This window comes from Streptomyces sp. NPDC006435, assembly GCF_040612315.1.
Lineage (GTDB): Bacteria > Actinomycetota > Actinomycetes > Streptomycetales > Streptomycetaceae > Streptomyces.
Map to the genome: position 1 here is coordinate 54,506 of NZ_JBEXPY010000024.1, position 16,128 is coordinate 70,633.

A 16,128-nucleotide genomic window follows, 5' to 3' on the forward strand; every position below is an offset into this window, starting at 1 on the left:
ATGAGGAAGATTCGATGACCGAGACCACGCCCGCCTCGTCGCCACCGTCCCGGCAGCGCCCGGCCGAAGAGACTTCCCCGACCGAAGAGACTTCCCCGGCCGAAAGGACCGCCTCGACCGAAGGGACCTCCCCGGCCGAAAGGACCGCCCCGGTCGAGGACTTCACCACGTCCGCGTCCATGCCGGGCGACGGCGGCGGCACCTGGAGCGGGTTGCGTCCGCTCCTGCTCCGCCTGCACTTCTACGCGGGCGTCCTCGTCGGCCCGTTCCTGCTCGTCGCGGCCGTCACCGGACTGCTCTACACGGCCGCCCCACAGATCGAGTCCGTCGTCCACCGGCATGAACTGAAGGTCACCCCGCGCGGCGAGCCGAAGCCGCTCACCGCCCAGGTGGAAGCCGCCCGCGAGGCGGTGCCCGGCGGGCGGCTCGTCTCCGTCACCAAGGGCGCGGGGGCCGACGACACCACCCGGGTCGGCTTCGACGTCGAGGGGTTGCCCGAGGGCCGCACACGGACCGCCTTCGTCGATCCGTACGACGCCGAGGTGCGCGGCACACTGCTCACCTCCGGCGAGTGGCTGCCCGTGCGGTCCTGGTTCGACGACCTGCACCGCAATCTGAACCTCGGCGAATTCGGCCGCAACTACAGCGAGATCGCCGCGAGTTGGCTGTGGGTCGAGGTGCTCGGCGGGATCGCGCTGTGGCTCGGGGCGCCACGGAGCCGGGAGCGGCTGCGCCGGCTGTTCGTGCCGCGCCGGGGCCCGAAGGGGCGCAGACGCACACTGTCCTGGCACGGGGCGGTCGGGCTGTGGGCGTCGATCGGCCTCCTCGCCCTCTCGGCGACCGGGCTGACCTGGTCGGCGCACGCGGGCACGACCATCGGCAGGCTCCAGGACTCGCTGGGCGGGGCGACGCCCTCCGTCTCCTCGACCCTCGACCACGGCACGCACGGCGGCCCGGCGGCGGGAGCGGGGGCAGGGGCGGACGGTTCCCCGGTCGGCTCCCCCACCGGCTCTCCCGCCGACTCCCGCACCGGCTCTCCCGCCGCGAAGGTCGATCTCGACGAAGCCGTCCGCATCGCCCGCGCCGAAGGGTTGCGCGGCAGACTCGTCATCACCCCGCCCGCGGACACCGGAAGCGCGTACGTCGTCCGCGAGAACACACGGCACTGGCCCGAGCAGCAGGACTCGATCGCGATCGACCCGGCCACCGGCGAGGTCACGGACAAACTGCTCTTCGACGACTTCCCCGTCCTCGCCAAGCTCACCCGCTGGGGCATCGACGCCCACATGGGCCTGCTCTTCGGCCCCGCCAACCAGATCGCCCTCGCGCTCGTCGCCGTCGCGCTCATCGGGATGCTCCTCTGGGGCTACCGCATGTGGTGGCTGCGCAGGCCCACCCGGGCGGGCGGGACACGGTTCGGCCGTCCGCCGGTGCGGGGGGCCTGGCGCCGGGTGCCGGGCAGGGTCATGGCGCCGCTCGTCGTCGTGGCCGCAGTCCTCGCCCACTGCCTGCCGCTGTTCGGGCTGCCCCTGATCTGTTTCCTGCTCGTGGATCTGACGGTCGCACAGGTACGCCGACGCGAGCGCGCGCACACGGAGGCGCACGCCGGGACATCGAAGGAGACGGTCCGATGATCGCCGCCACCGGGCTGCGCTGGATCCTGACACTGCTCTTCTGCGCGCTCGCCGCCCACGGACTGTGGCGCGCCCTCACCGCCCGCTCCCGCCCGTGGACCGCGCGGCTCGCCCACGCCCTGCACGCGGTCATGGCCCTCGCCATGTTCGCGATGGCCTGGTCCTGGGGCATGGACCTGCCCGGCACACCGCAGGTGGTCTTCTTCTCCGTCGCCGCGGCCTGGTTCGTGGCGGCCGCCCTCGCCCTGCCGAACGGTCCCGGGTCGAGGGCGCGCGCCCTCGTGGACGCGCTGCCGCACACCGTGATGACCGGGGCGATGGCGTGGATGGTCGCCGCGATGTCCTCGGCCATGTCCATGGGCGCGACGGGCGGGGGCCACGCGCACGACATGCCCGGGATGGACATGTCGGCCCCGGGAGCGACCGCGACGATGACGCTCGACGGCACCGCCGACCGCTGGAGCGCGGCGCTGCTCGCCCTCCTCCTGCTGGTGTTCGCACTGTGGTGGCTCGCGAGGGGCTTCGACACCGGCCGCCTCGCGCCCCGCACGACGAACGGCACGGCTTCGGGCGGCGCGGGCCCGAGCGGCACGAATCCGAGCAGCGCGGTGCACGCCGCGTGGGACCTGGGCTGTCATGGGCTGATGGCGCTGGGCATGGCGGTGATGTTCGTCGTGATGGTGTGATCCGCGCAGGGGCGATCCGTACGGTCCCGGGCACCGGGCACGCGCCCCGGACCGCAATGTTCCTGGGGTGCGATGCTCCTGGGCCTCGATGTTCCTGGGGCGCGTGTGACAGGTGTCCGACATGTGACGCGGGTCACCCGGAAGTGGGGGAACTCGGGGCCCGGTCCGGCCGACCTCTGGACCGTACGACCCGCACTCTCGCCGGAGCCTCCCTCATGGACCACTCGGTGACGCCTTCCTCCGGACGGCGTTCCACCCCCGTGCCGTACGCGCCGCTCGGGGGTTTCCTGCTTCTGCTCGTCGCGCTCTTCGCCGTCTCGTACGGGGTGGGGCGCCTCGCCGGACCGGTCGCCCCCGACCTGCGCGGGGGCTCCCACCAGGACGACGGCCCGGGCCCGCACGACATGGACGGCATGGACGAGACGGACGGCATGGACGGGATGGGCCACTGATGGGCCGGGAGACCGCTCCGCGCACCCTCGTCACGACCGATCTGATCGTCGGCGGCATGACGTGCGCGGCCTGCGTGCGCAGGGTCGAGAAGAAGCTCGGCGCCCTGGAGGACGTACGCGCCACCGTCAATCTCGCGACCGGTACGGCCCGCGTCGAGCATCCGGCGGACCTCGGTGCGGACGCGCTCGTCGCCGTCGTCGAGAAGGCCGGGTACAGCGCACGTCTCCCCGGACCACCCGCCTCCGGGGAGGACCGGGGCGACGAAGGGACCGGCCCCGGTGTCCCGCAGCGGCTCCTGGTGACCGCGCTGCTCGCCGTCCCCGTCCTCGTACTGTCGATGGCGCCCCCGCTCCAGTTCCGCAACTGGCAGTGGCTGTGCTTCGTGCTCGCCGCGCCCGTCGTCTCCTGGAGCGCGTGGCCCTTCCACGAGCGGGCCCTGCGCGGGCTGCGGCACGGCGCGGCGACGATGGACACGCTCGTCTCCCTCGGCGTCCTCGCCTCCTTCGGCTGGTCCTCCTACGCGCTCTTCCTCGGCGGCGCCGGCGTCCCCGGCATGCGGATGTCCTTCGCGCTGCTGCCCACCGCGTCGGACGGGACGGCCCACGTCTACCTCGAAGCGGCGGTCGGCATCCCGCTCTTCGTCCTCGTCGGCCGTCATCTGGAGGCCCGTGCCCGGCGTGGCACCTCGGCCGCCCTGCGTGCGCTCGCCGGGCTCGGGGTGAAGGAGGTGACGGTACGGGACGGGGCCGTGGAGCGCACCGTCCCGGCCGAGCGCCTCGCGGTGGGCCAGGTCTTCCTCGTACGGCCCGGGGAACGGGTCGCGACGGACGGCGAGGTCGTGGAGGGCGCGTCCGCCGTGGACCTGTCCCTCGTGACCGGCGAGACCCGGCCCGTGGAGGTCGCGGCCGGCTCCGCCGTCACGGGCGGCTCGGTCAACGCGGGCGGGCTCCTGCTCGTACGCGCGACGGCCGTCGGCGCCGACACCCGGCTCGCCCGCATCACCGCCCTCGTCACCGAGGCCCAGGCCGGGAAGGCCCGCGCCCAGCGGCTCGCCGACACCGTGGCCGGGGTCTTCGTGCCGGTCGTCCTCGTCCTCGCCGTCACCGTGCTCGGTTTCTGGCTCGGCGCGGGGGCGGACCCGCAGCCCGCCTTCACGGCGTGCGTCGCCGTCCTCGTCGTCGCCTGCCCCTGCGCGCTCGGGCTCGCGACCCCCACCGCGCTCATGGCCGCCACCGGCCGGGGCGCCCGGCTCGGCGTCCTCGTCAAGGGCCCGCAGGCCCTCGAAACCCTCCGGCGGATCGACACCGTCGTGCTCGACAAGACCGGCACGCTCACCTCCGGCCACCTCACCGTCGCCTCCCTCACCGCACGCGCGGACGGCCCCGGCGCGCAGGAGGTGCTGCGGCTCGCGGCGACCGTCGAGACCGGCTCCGAGCACCCGCTCGGCCGGGCCCTCGTCCGCCACGCCGGGCGCTCCCTCCCCGAGGGCGCGGTACGGCCCGACGCGCTCGGCGAGTTCACCGCGACGCCCGGCAACGGCGTGCGCGGGCGTGTGGACGGGCGGCTCGTCGAGGTCGGCGCGCCCGGGGGCGAGCTGCCCGAAGAACTGGGCACGGCCCTCGCCGCCGCCCTGGAGGCCGCCCACACCCCCGTCCTGGTCCGGGTCGACGGACGGCCCGAGGCCGTCCTCGCGCTCGGCGACGTCGTACGCCCCGGCAGCTACCGCGCCGTGGACCGGCTCCGCCGCCTCGGTGTGCACCCCGTCCTCGCCACCGGGGACCGGGAGGAGCCCGCACGGGCCGTCGCCGCCGCGCTCGGCATCGACGAGACGTACTCCCGCTGCACCCCCGAACGCAAGGCGGAGCTCGTCCGTGCGCTGCGCGCGGAGGGAAAGCGGGTCGCGGTCGTCGGGGACGGCGTCAACGACGCGGCGGCGCTCGCCGGGGCCGACCTCGGCATCGCGATGGGCACGGGCACCGATGTCGCCATCGGTGCCGCCGACGTCACCCTCGTACGCGACGACATCGAGGCCCTGGCCGACGCCGTACGCCTCGCCCGCCGCACCCTCGCCACCATCCGCGGCAACCTGTTGTGGGCCTTCGGCTACAACGTCGTCACCATCCCGCTCGCCATGGTGGGCCTGCTCGACCCGATGCTCGCCGCCGCCGCGATGTCCCTCAGCTCGGTCCTCGTCGTCCTCGGCAGCCTCCGTCTGCGCCACTGGCAGCCGGCTCCGGCGGCAGCCGCCGCGCGGCGCCGGGCCCCCTCCCAGAGGGCGGCCCTCTGATGCCGACCGCCCTCGCGCGCCTGCGCGCCCCGCTCGCCGCCGTCGGCGTCCCCGTCCTCGCCTGCGGCATCGCCCTCGCCGGTCTCGGCGCCTGGGCGGCGGGCGGACGTGCCGGGAGCCCGCCGCGCGTGGCCGTCGCGAGGGCGTACGTCTTCCAGCCGTCCGGCTCGACGCCGGAGACCGCCGCCTTCATCACCCTCACCAACGACGGCGGTTCCGCCGACCGGCTCGTGGGGATCACCTCGCCCGACACGGCCGCGCCCCCCGCGCTGAGCGAACACCGCATGACGTCCTCCGGCGCCGCGTACCGGCGGCCGGTGGACTCCGCCGCCGTCCCGGCCGGGGAGGGGCTCACGATGTCCCCGTACGGGATCGACGTGACCGTACGGCCGAAGGGGACGTGGCGGCCCGGCGAAGAGGTCTCCTTCACGCTGCGCTTCACGCACGGGAAGCCGTTGGGGGTCCGGGCGGTGGTGGTCCGGCCGGGTACGGGGACGGGCCGCCCGCTCCGCCCGTAGCACCATGCCCCGCACCGCCGCCTGTTCCCGCCGCATATGCCGGAACTCCGCTCCAGCAGCCGCTTTTCCGGCATTCGCGATGAACCGGACGACCCGCCATGTCGCCCGGCCCTCCTCGATGGGAGGATGAGGCGCCATGGAGGCTGGGCCGGTCGGACGCGCGGTGAGGGCGGCGATGTTCGCCGCCGTCTCCGTCGCGCTCGCCGCGACCGGGCACGTCCTCATGTCCGAGGACCCGATTCCCTTCTGGGTGCTCGCCGCCGGCTTCCTCGCACTCGCGGTTCCCGGCTGGTGGTTCGCCGCCCGCGAGCGCGGCCCCTGGCTCGTCACGGGCCTCGCGGTCGCGGCCCAGGGCGTGCTGCACAACGCCTTCGCCACCGCGCAGTCCGCCCTCGCGACCGCCGGGGGAACGACCGTGGGCACGGCCGCGCGGACCGTCGCCGGAGCGGGCGCGGCACCACCGGACGCCATGGCGGGCATGCACCACATGGCGGGCATGGACCACTCGGCCATGAGCGGCATGAGTGGTGCGAGTGGTGCGAGTGGTGCGAGTGGTGCGAGTGGTGCGAGTGGTGCGAGTGGCATGAATGGCGTGATGACCGGCATGGAGCACATGGCCGGCACGGAACCCGCCTCCGCCATGGACCACATGGGCCCCATGGCCCACATCGGCCCCATGGACCACATGGGTCACGACATGGCCGGGATGTCCTCGACGGGGATGCTCGCCGCGCACGTCCTCGCCGCCCTCCTCTGCGGCGTGTGGCTGGCCCGCGGCGAACGCGCCGCCTTCCAGGTCCTGCGCGCGGTCGCGAGCCGGCTGCTCGCTCCGCTCCACCCCCTCCTCACAGCACCGTTGCCGGCCCCGCGCCGCCGTCTGCGCCCCCGCCGGGGCCTGAGCGACCGGCTGCCGCTGGGCCTGCGGTGCGCCCGCGCGCGGGACCGGCGCGGGCCGCCCGGGGTGCTCGCCGCGTTCTGAGGACGCGGCAGGCATTCCGGAGGACGTACGAGACCCCGGCCGCGACCGGTCGCCGACCGGTCCGCCGCCGTGCCCGCGCGCAGCGGGAGTCCTCCGGCACACCCGGCCCCGAAGGGCCCGGGTGCCCCATTCACCGGAGACCCGGACCCGTCCCGTACCGCCGCCACGCGCGCCGCAGCCGCCGCGCGCCCCGCGCCGTCACCGGACGCCCGGGTTCCGGACCGATCCGTGAAGGACACACCTGGCGATGAACACCACACTGCCCGCCCCGCGCGGGTCGCAGTGCGCCGCCGTCCCGCGCGACAGGACTGCGGAGGACACCGTCTCGACCGGCTGGGCGCTGGCCGCCCGCGCCGGGGACCGCGAGGCCGCCGACGCCTTCGTACGGGCCCTGCACCGCGACGTCGTGCGGTACGTGGCCCACCTGTCCGCCGATCCGCAGGCCGCCGAGGACCTCGCGCAGGACACGTTCCTGCGCGCGTTGCGCACCCTGCACCGCTTCGAGGGCCGCTCCTCGGCCCGTGCCTGGCTCCTCACCATCGCGCGCCGCGCCGTCGTCGACGACTTCCGCCGGGCCGCCGCGCGTCCCCTGCTCGCCGACACCGACGACTGGCGCGCGACCGTCGAACGCGCCCAGCCGACCGGGCTGCCCGGCTTCGAGGAAGGGGTGGCGCTCCAGGAACTCCTGGCCACGCTCCCGTACGACCGCCGACAGGCGTTCGTCCTCACCCAGTTGCTCGGGCTCTCCTACGCGGAGGCCGCCCGCGCGGCGGGCTGCCCGGTCGGCACGGTCCGCTCCCGGGTGGCCCGCGCGCGTACCGCCCTGACCGCGCAGTTGGAGCACGACGGGGCGGAGGCCCTGGCACGGACCGCCTGAGCACCGTCCCGTACCGGAAGGTCGCGGGCCGGTGCTCCGGCCGACGGCGGTCGAGCGCGACGCGCTCCGGCTGCCGTCGGCCGGCGTCCGGGCCCCGACGTGGAACTCCCCGGGCAGCGGGGAGCTCCGGCCCGGCCTCAGCGGGTCGGGCGGGAAGTCCAGACGGTGCCCCGGGCCTCGTACTCCAGCATCCCCTCCAGGTTCACCACCGCGTCCGGACCGAGTTCGCGGCGTACGAGCCAGAGGGCGAGGTCGAGACCGGAGGTGATGCCGCCCGCGGTGACGAGGTCGCCGTCGTCGACGACGCGGGCGTTCCTCAGCAGACCGCCCTGTTCCTCCAGATCCGGTTTGGCCTTGTGGTGGGTGGTGCAGGGGCGGCCCTTCGTGAGGTCCGCGGCCGAGAGGAGCATGACGCCGGTGCAGAGAGCCGAGACGGTCAGCCCCGGGCGGGGCGCGTCCGCCAGGGCGCGGGGCAGAGTGCCTCGGTCGATCTCGGCCCACACCCCGGGGCTGTCGCGCCGCGCGTAACCACCGCCCGGGACGACGAGCACGTCCGCCTCGCCCGGGGCCCAGGGGCCGATGTCCCGGACGACCGTGCCGTACGCGCAGGTGACCCGGCGGGCACCGGTGGCCGAGACGTACCGGACCTCCACCGGGCGCGGGGTGAAGAACCCGGCTGCGGAGAAGACCTCGTACGGGGCCGCGAAGTCCAGCTCCTCGACGCCGTCGAACATCACGACCTGTACGCGCAGCGGTCGGGCCGGACCGGACCGGGTCGGGCCGGGGGCGGCCGGCCCCGGCCCGGTGGCCCGGGCGGTGGTGGCGGTGGCCGCGAGCGCGCCCGTGGCGCCGAGGGCGGTGGTGACCCTGAGTAGCTGCCTGCGATCCATGTGGTGCTCCTGTTCCTGGGGTGACGACATGACAGGAGTCGGGCGGCGGCCGCCTCCAGTTCCCGCAGTTCCCACCGGCGCCGGGGGTCGCACGATTGCCTCCCTTGCCGAAGGAGGCCCGGAGGAGGCCCGGTCCGCCGGCTCAGGCTGGGTCGGTCGCGGGCCCGGCGGCGAGGTGGGTGGCGGGCCCGGCGGCGAAGTCTGTCGCGGGCTCGGTCGCGTAGCGGCTCATCACGTCGATGTCGGCCCGTGGTGTCGGCGGCCGGCCGTCGGCGAGCGCCTCCTGGAGGTCCCGGAAGTACTGCACGTACAGGTCGGGGGTGAAGGTGCTGAGCATGACGGCGGGTCGGTCGGCCGGATTGGCGAAGGTGTGCGGGGTACCGGGCGGAACCATCACGAGCGTGCCCGCGGTGGCGTCGTGGTGCTCGTCCCCGACGGTGAACCGCACGGTGCCGGAGAGGACGTAGAAGCCCTCGTCGTGCCGGGCGTGGCGGTGCTGCGGCGGTCCCTGGGTGTGCGGGGCAAAAACGGACTCGGCGATCGCGAGGCGGTGCCCGCTACGACACGGGCCCACGCGTCATCACATACGTGTTCCCGACGTCGGGATCGCCGTAGAAGAAGAACAGTTTCAACTTGTCGTGCCAGTCGCGGTCCACGTAGAAGGACCACCTGTACGTCGACGGGGGCTCCAGGGCCGGGGCATCGGTCCCTGTCACGGGGGAACGTCTCTCCACCCGTTTCCGGGCTGTCGGCGTGAGCCGGACGACCTGTCCGCCGTCCCCGTCGGCCAGCCGCCAGGTTCCCGTACCGGAGAGGCGCCGACCGTTCTCGAAGTCGAAGTCCTGTCCGTCGAGTTTTTCGAAAAGAGCCGTTCCGTCCTCGCGAAGCACCACGCGGGTCCCCTCGACGTTCTCCCGGTCCCCGACGACTTCGGCCGTGAGGCGGCCTGGATGTGCTCAGCGGTCGCCCGTGTGCGGGGGCACAGGACGTGGCAGTGGCTGACGCCAGTCGCCCAGCCTCGCGAGGAGGAACCGGCGGGCGAGAGAACGGATGTCGTCCCACGCCGGATCCGTGGTCAGGGCATTGCCCCAGAGGCCGACGCGGCAGGTGGCATCGATCTCGCCGAGGCGCCGGCCGATGGCCCGGAGATTACGCATGTCCTCGGGCTCGAAGGCTCCGCGCTCCGCGAGTTCTTCGGAGACACGGCAGAGCAACTCCACCTCTTCGACGACGTCCTTCGTCTCCAGCTCACGCTCGCCCAGCCAAGCAAGCTGGTCCCGGGCCCCGGCTGCCAGGAGAGCCATGAAGCGCAGCGTCCAGGTGCGCAGATGCGCCTCGCCGAGATGGTTCATGGTTCCATGATCGCCCCTGGCCGCCGCAACCGTGTTCGATGGTGTGCAGGGCACCATCAACCGGCGTGGCGCTCGCGGATGTTGAGGCGCGATCACTGCACCCCGACCGAACAGAGCAGACGACAGCGCCTCCCGAAGCCGGGCTCTGGCTCGCTTTCCGTGGAGGGCTGACCGAGTGTGATGCCAATGGCTCCCCGGGCCGTGAGCAACGGACAGTCGCAGTCACGTGCCCACGGCCTCGCTGCAACGTCCGATCGCCGTTCTCTTGGTGGCGTCGCGACAGCAGACTATGAAGGTGGACTCCGACCTCTACCCTGATCTGGCTGCTGCGGGCAGCCTGGCCGCAGCGCTGGAGCAGCTGGCGGCCGAACTCGGTACCGACCTCACAGTGGTACCGGACGACTGGGGCCCACTCGTTTCGGCGAGGATCGCCTCGTCGGTCCCTGAACGCAAGCCGCTATCCGTTCACATCGGGGCGGAGAGCCGCTGGTTCGGTGTCTCCGGCTGGAGTCGCGGAGTCGAACTCATCACCGGAGCCACGTCCGACCTGGCGGATGTCGTCAGGGCCGGAGCGGCATGGGGTCAGGGCAGGAGCCTGCGGGAACTGCGGGCGGAGCTGTCGTTTCTGCGCTCCGGCGAGCGCGCCGAAGCTCACGAACGGGGGCCGGCCGCGGTGGTGGAGCTGCAGTGGCGCACAATGCGGGAGGAGGCGGCCGAGGAACCGGGTTTCACAGGGTTCGGCGAACTCGTGGAAGCGGCTCATGCCGAATCACGGCTGCGACGGCTCTATGTATTCTCCAGCCACTGGACGCTCGGCTTCAGCTCCTGCACCGGGTACCCGTTCCGCATTGAGGTGGCCATCACCCCGTCACACAGTGGCAGCCCATTCCGTGTGAAGAGGCATCCGCTCTCCGATGACGTTCTCGGCGAGGCCGCCACAGCCGAGGAAGCCGTCGCCCTGGCAGTGCGCCACCTCCCCGCCGATCTCGGTCCGGCCGTCGCGGGAACTGTCGAACAAGATGGATGACGGGCGCAGCCGGGTCACGGACCGTCACCGGTCCCGTGGCCAGTCGGCTCCCCGTCGGACGGTCGCGGACGGGGAAATCCAACTGGCCGCCCGACAACGGTCCGACCTGCGGTTCACGGGTGGAACAGGACGCGCCTGCGGAGGAGGTGAAAGCCGGCCCGGCCTGACATCCGGCGTTTGAGCATCCCGATTCGGTCGACGTGTCCTTCGACCACGCCCGAGCCCCGGGGCAGGGTGAGGCCGGCGACGACGCGGGGTGACGGTCTTCGGCGAAGAACGGTGCACGATCGCGGCAGACCGCCTCCGCCCCGGGCCGTTTCGCGAGCCGAGTCACCGGGCCGGCAGCCGCCCCGCACACCGACACCCCCTCCCGGCGTCACGCGATGGTGCCCGCGGGCGGCAAGTGGTCCCGGAGGAGGGCGGCGAGGCGGTCGAGGCCCTCGTCGATCGCCGGTGGGTCGAGCAGGCTGCAGGAGAGCCGGAGTTGGTACCGGCCGCCGTCGTCCGCGTAGAAGTGGTGCATGGGCGTCCAGATCACCCCGTACTGCCGGGCCGAGGTCTCCAGAAGGGCGTCGGTGACGGGGAAGGGCACGGTGAGGACGACGAAGAAGCCTCCGGCGGGGCTGTTCCAGCGGACCACGGGCGCTTCGCCGGCCTGTCGCGGGAACCGGCCTGCCAGGCCGGTCAGGACGTGCCGCAGGTTCCGGGCGTAGATCTCCGTCTGCCGGACGTTGGCCCGTACCAGGCTGAAGTCGTGTTCGATGAGCTTGCCGCCGATGACCGCCTGTGCCACCGACGAGGTGTTGACCGTGACCATGCTCTTGATCTTCGACAGTTCGTCGGCGAGCAGGCCGCGGCGGCCGGCCTCATGGGCCACCGGCTGGTCGGCGACGGCGTACCCCACCCGTGCACCGGGCAGACCGGTCTTCGCGAACGAGCCGAGATAGACCACCCGGTGGCCCTCGTCCAGGGCCTTGAGGGTGGGCAACCGCGACCCGCTCGCCCGGAACAGCCCGTACGGGTTGTCCTCCAGCAGCAGCAGTCCGTGTTCCTGCGCGATCGCCAGGAGCCCGCGCCGTGCGGCCAGGTCGAGGCTCTCCCCGGTGGGGTTGGCGAAGTCCGGGATCACGTAGAAGGCACGCGGCCGCAGCCCGGCGGCCCGGGCCTCCCGCACGGTGGCCACCAGGTCGGTGGGGTCCACCCCGCCCGCACCGCTCCGGACCGGGAGCACCGGCATGTCCACGAGGCGGGCGGCGCCGGTGATCCCCACGTAGGTCGGGGAGACGGCGAGCAGGACGTCGCGCTCGTCACGGCGCAGCGCGCGCAGGACGAGGTACATCGCCTCCTGGCAGCCGACGGTGACCACGACCGCCTCCGGATCGACCCGGATGCCCTCGTCCGTCCGGAGGTTCCGGGCGACGAGTTCGTGCACGATGCCCTTGGTCCGCCCGTACTGGAAGAGCGTGCGGTGCACCTCCTCCTCGCTGCGGCCGAGCGTCTCCCGGAGGTAGCGGCGGTAGGTGTCGAGGTAGCGCGGGATCAGGTCGGCGTCGAAGGCGCCCTCCCAAGGGCGGCCGGCGGCGAACGAGACGGCGTCGGGGAACCGTTCGGAGACCTCGTTCAGGAGGTTCATGGACCCGAGCGACGGGTCGGTCAGTGACGCGTGCAGGTCGGCCGCGCGGAGGAGCGGGGCCGGGAGGTCCTCGGCGGGCCGGTCGGAGGTCGTCACGGCCGGCCCGTCCCGTCGTCCGCGGTCGCCGAGCGGAAGGCGCCCACCCGGCGGTCGAGACACGCCGCGGCCGGTAGATCCGGGCAGCCGGCGAGGAGCATGGCCTCCTCCAGTTCGGCGCGCAGCAGCGACAGCACCCGTGCCACGCCGTGCCGGCCGTCGGCGGCGAGGCCCCACAACGCGGGCCGTCCGAGCAGGACGCCGTCGGCGCCGAGGGCGAGCGCCCGCAGGACGTCGAGTCCGCTGCGGATGCCGCTGTCGACGAGGACCCGGCTTCGTCCGGCGACGGCGTCACGGATCGCCGGGAGCACGGCGGCGCTCGGTACGGCCCCGTCGAGTTGGCGCCCGCCATGGTTCGAGACCACGAGGCCGTCGATCCCCAGTCCGGCGGCCCGCGCCGCGTCGTCGGGGTGGAGGACGCCTTTGAGAACGAGGGGCAGCCGGGTCCGCTCCCTCAGCCAGGCGAGGTCCGCCCAGCCGAGGGCCGGGTCGAATGCCTCGGCGGTGTGCACCATGACCGCTGATCTCCCGGGCGCCCCGGCGTGCGCGCTCGCGGGGGCGCCCGCGGCCAGGTTGTCCGCGGTGACGGTGGGCGGCAGGGCGAAGCCGTTGCGCATGTCGCGCAGCCGGCGCCCCATCCGCGGTACGTCCACCGTCAGCAGCAGGGCACGGCAGCCGGCTTCCTCGGCGCGGATGACGAGGTCGGCGACGGCGGCCCGGTCGCGCAGCCAGTACAGCTGGAACCAGGTGGTGGCGCAGGCGCCGGCGATCCGCTCCACCGGATGGCTGTTCAGCATGCCTGCGACGAAGGGCACACCGGCGGCCTCGGCCGCGCGCGCGGCGGCGAGTTCGCCCTCGGGGTGGAACAGCCGCTGGTAGGCCATCGGCGCGATCGCCACGGGCATCGTGAGCCGGGCGCCGAACAGGTCGGTCCCGGTGTGCGCGGACGGCGCGCCGGCCAGGACGCGGGGGACCAGGGTGACGGCGTCCAGGGCTGCCCGGTTGGCGGCGAGCGTGGTCTCCGCGCCGCTGCCGCCGGCCAGGAAGTCCCAGACGTCGGCCGGGAGGGCGGCCCGTGCCGCGCGTTCGGCGTCGGCGAGTTCGAGCCACCCGTCGCTCGGCGCCGCGGACGGCCGGTCCGTCGTGCTCATCTCCGTCCTCCGACCGGAGCCTGGTCGCGCTGGACCGCCTCGTAGAGCGCCTTGATGTTCCGGCTCCCGAAACTGCTCGCCCCGAACCGCTGGATGACCTCGATGAAGTACGTCCGGCGCGGGTGCGACGACCGGGCGAAGACCTGGAAGAGCTGGCCGCCGTGGTCCTCGTCCGCCAGGATCCCGAACCGCCGCAGGTCGTCGACCGTGAATGCCTCCGGGGTGAGCCGGTCGCGGAGCATGTCGTAGTAGGCGTCCGGGGTCGGCAGGAAATCGACGCCCCGGTCGGACAGGTCGGCCGCGGCCCGCACGATGTCCTCCGCCACGAAGGCGATGTGCTGGACCCCGCTGCCGCCGTGACCGTCGAGGAAGGCGTCGATCTGCCCCGGTTCCGCGGACCGGTCCGGCTCGATGAGGGTCAGGGTCACCTGCCCGGAGGGGCTCTGGACGACCTTGGAGTTCATCGCCTGCAGGCCCACCGCGATGTTCTCCTCGAAGACGGTCCGGAACCCCAGGGCGGACTCGTAGAAGGCGGCGGTCGGGGCCAGCCTGCCGGCCTCCAGGCACACCGCCAGGTGGTCGATCCCCCGCAGCGGCGACCGGGCCGCCGCCGTCGGCGTGGGACCGGGCGGAATCAGGTGCCCCCCGGCCGGGGCCGGGGACTGGACGAGCGTGTGGACGACGTCCCCGAACCCGCCGATGACCGCCGTCACGCGGTCGCCCGGGCCGTGGCCCCCGGTCGGGGCCGCCACCACGCGCGCCCCGGCGTCGACGGCCCGCCGGAACAGCGCCCGCACGTCCGTGGTGTGCAGGGCGATGTCCGCGACGCCGTCGCCGTGGGCCTCGACGAACGCGGCCGCCGGGTGGTCGTCCGCCAGCGCCTGGGTGAGCACCACGACCGCCTCGCCCTGACGCATGGCGATCGAGTGCCGGTCGTCCCTCCCCCGGGTTCCGCCGGTCTCCGCGACCGTCTCGAAGCCGAGTCCGCGCAGGGCGTCGGCGCTCCGCGCGGCGTCGCCCACGTGGAACTCCACGTGGGCGAGGCCCACGTCGTCCGTACCGCTCGGTCGGTGGTCGGTGTCGGTCATCGCGCTTTCCCCTCTTCGCTGCTTCTCGTGTGCCTGCCCCGTCGGGGCCCGCGGCCGGATGGGCCGGGTCGTTCCGCGGTGCCTACTCGCCGAGCAGGTCGACCCGTTGTCCGAGGCCCGTCTCCGTCGCGACACGGCGCACCTCGGCGACCATCGCCACGTCGAGGACCGACATGCCGAAGGGGTTGCTCACCACCACCCCGCCGGTCGGACGCACCGGCGCCCGGCGCCCCAGCAGCACCTCGCCCAGGGTTCCGTTCAGGGCCCGGCCCCCGTCGGCCGCGGTCCCGTCGGGCGGCAGGACGACGCCCTCCTGGATGAGCCGGCCGAGGATCCTGCGGGGGTTGTCCCGGATCAGCCCGACGTCGTCGACGAAGACGGCCTCGGCCCCGGCGAAGACGTCCGGTCGCAGGTCGTCGAGCGAGACGTGGGCGACGAAGGCGCCCGGCCGGAACCAGTCCAGCCCCGCATAGGGCTCGTCGGAGACGGTCAGGAAGACGACGACCCCGGCGGCACGGGCGCAGGCGCGGGCGGTCGGCGCCACGGAGACCGTCAGGTGCGGCCACCGTTGAAGGGTCCAGCTCCTCAGCTCGGCCGACCGGGCGGCGTCGAGATCGAAGAGGTGGATGCCGGTGGTGTCGGGGAGGTAACGGGTGATCAGCTCCAGATGGGCGCGGGCCAGCGCACCGCAGCCGATCAGCGCCACCTCGTCGATCCGCTCCGGTCCGAGCGTGCGCAGGGAGGCGATGGTGTAGGCGGCGGTCCGCAGGCCGCTGAGGTAGCCGGCCTCGGCGATGAACCGGGGGCGGGCGGTCTCCGGGTCGAAGACCACCGAGATGCCCCCCGCCCGTTCCATCCCCTTGGCGGGGTTGCTGACGGCGGCGTTGATGAGTTTGAGGCCGTAGACCGGGTCGCTGCCGGTCAACGCGCCCAGCATGGCGATCGATCTGCTGTACGCGCCCTGGGAGTTGTTCCAGGCCATGTAGCCCTCGGCGGGCAACAGCACCTGGCCGTCGGCGTGCCGACGCAGCACGGACTCCACAACGGCCACCGGATCGAGCAGTTCGGCACAGCGCCGGGCGTCGGCGCGGTGGAGGATCACGATGTCCTCGGTCACCTGGAATACCTCCTCGGGTCTGCCGCGGCCGCCCGTGCAGGGGCGGCCGCGAGGGTGTCGTACGACGGGCGGGCGCGGTCAGACGGCGACCGGATCGGCGTCGTCCTCTGCGAGCCGCCGACGCAGGCTCAGGGGGCGCATGTCGGTCCAGGTCCGGTCGATGTACTCCAGGCACTCGGCCTTGGGGCCGCTCGGGCCGACGGCCCGCCACCCGGCCGGGGCCGCGCGGTCGGCGGGCCAGATCGAGTACTGCTCCTCGTCGTTGACGACGACCTGGTAGCTGCGGTCGTCGTTGTCGTCGAACATGTCTCTCCTCGGGTGGTCGCTCCGCCGGGCTCGG

The 16,128-nt window shown here is 73.8% G+C and carries 17 protein-coding genes; 8 read left to right on the forward strand and 9 right to left on the reverse strand.

Translation table 11 applies throughout. The features are described 5' to 3' along the window. Positions 1–14: 14 nt before the first annotated feature. The 7 genes from ABZZ04_RS23070 (at position 15) to ABZZ04_RS23100 (ending at position 7,434) form a co-directional block, all read left to right on the forward strand. Positions 15–1,634, forward strand: a complete 1,620-nt coding sequence (locus ABZZ04_RS23070) for a PepSY domain-containing protein (RefSeq protein WP_356934079.1) — start codon at positions 15–17, stop codon at positions 1,632–1,634. Further along, positions 1,631–2,320 carry a DUF5134 domain-containing protein gene (locus ABZZ04_RS23075; RefSeq protein ID WP_356934080.1) on the forward strand — a complete coding sequence of 230 codons (690 nt, stop codon included), beginning with the start codon at positions 1,631–1,633 and terminating at the stop codon, positions 2,318–2,320. Before ABZZ04_RS23070 ends, ABZZ04_RS23075 begins: the two co-directional genes overlap by 4 nt. A 227-nt stretch (positions 2,321–2,547) precedes the next feature. Continuing rightward, the gene (locus ABZZ04_RS23080) at positions 2,548–2,772 is read left to right on the forward strand and encodes a hypothetical protein (RefSeq protein WP_356934081.1); all 225 of its coding nucleotides are present in this window, start codon (positions 2,548–2,550) and stop codon (positions 2,770–2,772) included. After that, positions 2,772–5,060 (forward strand): heavy metal translocating P-type ATPase, encoded by a 2,289-nt coding sequence (locus tag ABZZ04_RS23085; RefSeq protein ID WP_356934082.1) that lies wholly within the window; start codon positions 2,772–2,774, stop codon positions 5,058–5,060. The genes ABZZ04_RS23080 and ABZZ04_RS23085 overlap by 1 nt, the downstream gene beginning before the upstream one ends. Then, complete coding sequence (locus tag ABZZ04_RS23090; RefSeq protein WP_356934083.1) at positions 5,060–5,578, forward strand: copper chaperone PCu(A)C; 519 nt, start codon at positions 5,060–5,062, stop codon at positions 5,576–5,578. The genes ABZZ04_RS23085 and ABZZ04_RS23090 overlap by 1 nt, the downstream gene beginning before the upstream one ends. A gap of 136 nt (positions 5,579–5,714) precedes the next feature. Then, on the forward strand, positions 5,715–6,557 hold the full coding sequence (locus ABZZ04_RS23095; protein WP_356934084.1) for a hypothetical protein: 843 nt from the start codon (positions 5,715–5,717) through the stop codon (positions 6,555–6,557). Positions 6,558–6,804: 247 nt separating this feature from the next. Further along, a complete protein-coding gene (locus tag ABZZ04_RS23100) occupies positions 6,805–7,434 on the forward strand; it encodes a sigma-70 family RNA polymerase sigma factor (RefSeq protein WP_356934085.1) in 630 nt (209 codons plus the stop codon). Between the two features lie 137 nt (positions 7,435–7,571). On the opposite strand, the gene ABZZ04_RS23105 is transcribed toward ABZZ04_RS23100, so the two are convergent. The 4 genes from ABZZ04_RS23105 to ABZZ04_RS23120 form a co-directional block, all read right to left on the reverse strand. After that, positions 7,572–8,324 carry a DJ-1/PfpI family protein gene (locus ABZZ04_RS23105; protein ID WP_356934086.1) on the reverse strand — a complete coding sequence of 251 codons (753 nt, stop codon included), beginning with the start codon at positions 8,322–8,324 and terminating at the stop codon, positions 7,572–7,574. A 142-nt stretch (positions 8,325–8,466) separates the two neighbouring features. Next, complete coding sequence (locus ABZZ04_RS23110; protein WP_356934087.1) at positions 8,467–8,898, reverse strand: cupin domain-containing protein; 432 nt, start codon at positions 8,896–8,898, stop codon at positions 8,467–8,469. Then, complete coding sequence (locus ABZZ04_RS23115) at positions 8,882–9,217, reverse strand: hypothetical protein (protein ID WP_356934088.1); 336 nt, start codon at positions 9,215–9,217, stop codon at positions 8,882–8,884. The genes ABZZ04_RS23110 and ABZZ04_RS23115 overlap by 17 nt, the downstream gene beginning before the upstream one ends. A 63-nt stretch (positions 9,218–9,280) precedes the next feature. Beyond that, complete coding sequence (locus tag ABZZ04_RS23120; protein ID WP_356934089.1) at positions 9,281–9,676, reverse strand: hypothetical protein; 396 nt, start codon at positions 9,674–9,676, stop codon at positions 9,281–9,283. A 295-nt stretch (positions 9,677–9,971) separates the two neighbouring features. On the opposite strand from ABZZ04_RS23120, the gene ABZZ04_RS23125 reads away from it, so the two are divergent. Beyond that, positions 9,972–10,703, forward strand: a complete 732-nt coding sequence (locus tag ABZZ04_RS23125) for a DUF6193 family natural product biosynthesis protein (protein ID WP_356934090.1) — start codon at positions 9,972–9,974, stop codon at positions 10,701–10,703. Positions 10,704–11,079: 376 nt separating this feature from the next. Here ABZZ04_RS23125 and ABZZ04_RS23130 read toward each other — a convergent pair whose 3' ends face one another. The 5 genes from ABZZ04_RS23130 to ABZZ04_RS23150 all read right to left on the reverse strand — a co-directional run bounded on the left by ABZZ04_RS23130 (position 11,080) and on the right by ABZZ04_RS23150 (position 16,094). Then, positions 11,080–12,336: a PLP-dependent aminotransferase family protein gene (locus ABZZ04_RS23130; RefSeq protein WP_356934129.1), complete on the reverse strand. Its 1,257-nt coding sequence runs from the start codon at positions 12,334–12,336 to the stop codon at positions 11,080–11,082. A gap of 92 nt (positions 12,337–12,428) precedes the next feature. Then, entirely contained in the window at positions 12,429–13,583 is a 1,155-nt protein-coding gene (locus ABZZ04_RS23135) for an alpha-hydroxy acid oxidase (protein ID WP_356934091.1), read from the reverse strand. Next, positions 13,580–14,671 (reverse strand): 4-hydroxyphenylpyruvate dioxygenase, encoded by a 1,092-nt coding sequence (gene hppD / locus ABZZ04_RS23140; protein WP_356934092.1) that lies wholly within the window; start codon positions 14,669–14,671, stop codon positions 13,580–13,582. The genes ABZZ04_RS23135 and hppD overlap by 4 nt, the downstream gene beginning before the upstream one ends. 82 nt (positions 14,672–14,753) lie before the next feature. Then, on the reverse strand, positions 14,754–15,788 hold the full coding sequence (locus ABZZ04_RS23145; protein WP_356934093.1) for an ornithine cyclodeaminase: 1,035 nt from the start codon (positions 15,786–15,788) through the stop codon (positions 14,754–14,756). 78 nt (positions 15,789–15,866) lie between these two features. Beyond that, complete coding sequence (locus ABZZ04_RS23150; protein ID WP_356934094.1) at positions 15,867–16,094, reverse strand: MbtH family protein; 228 nt, start codon at positions 16,092–16,094, stop codon at positions 15,867–15,869. Positions 16,095–16,128 lie beyond the last annotated feature (34 nt).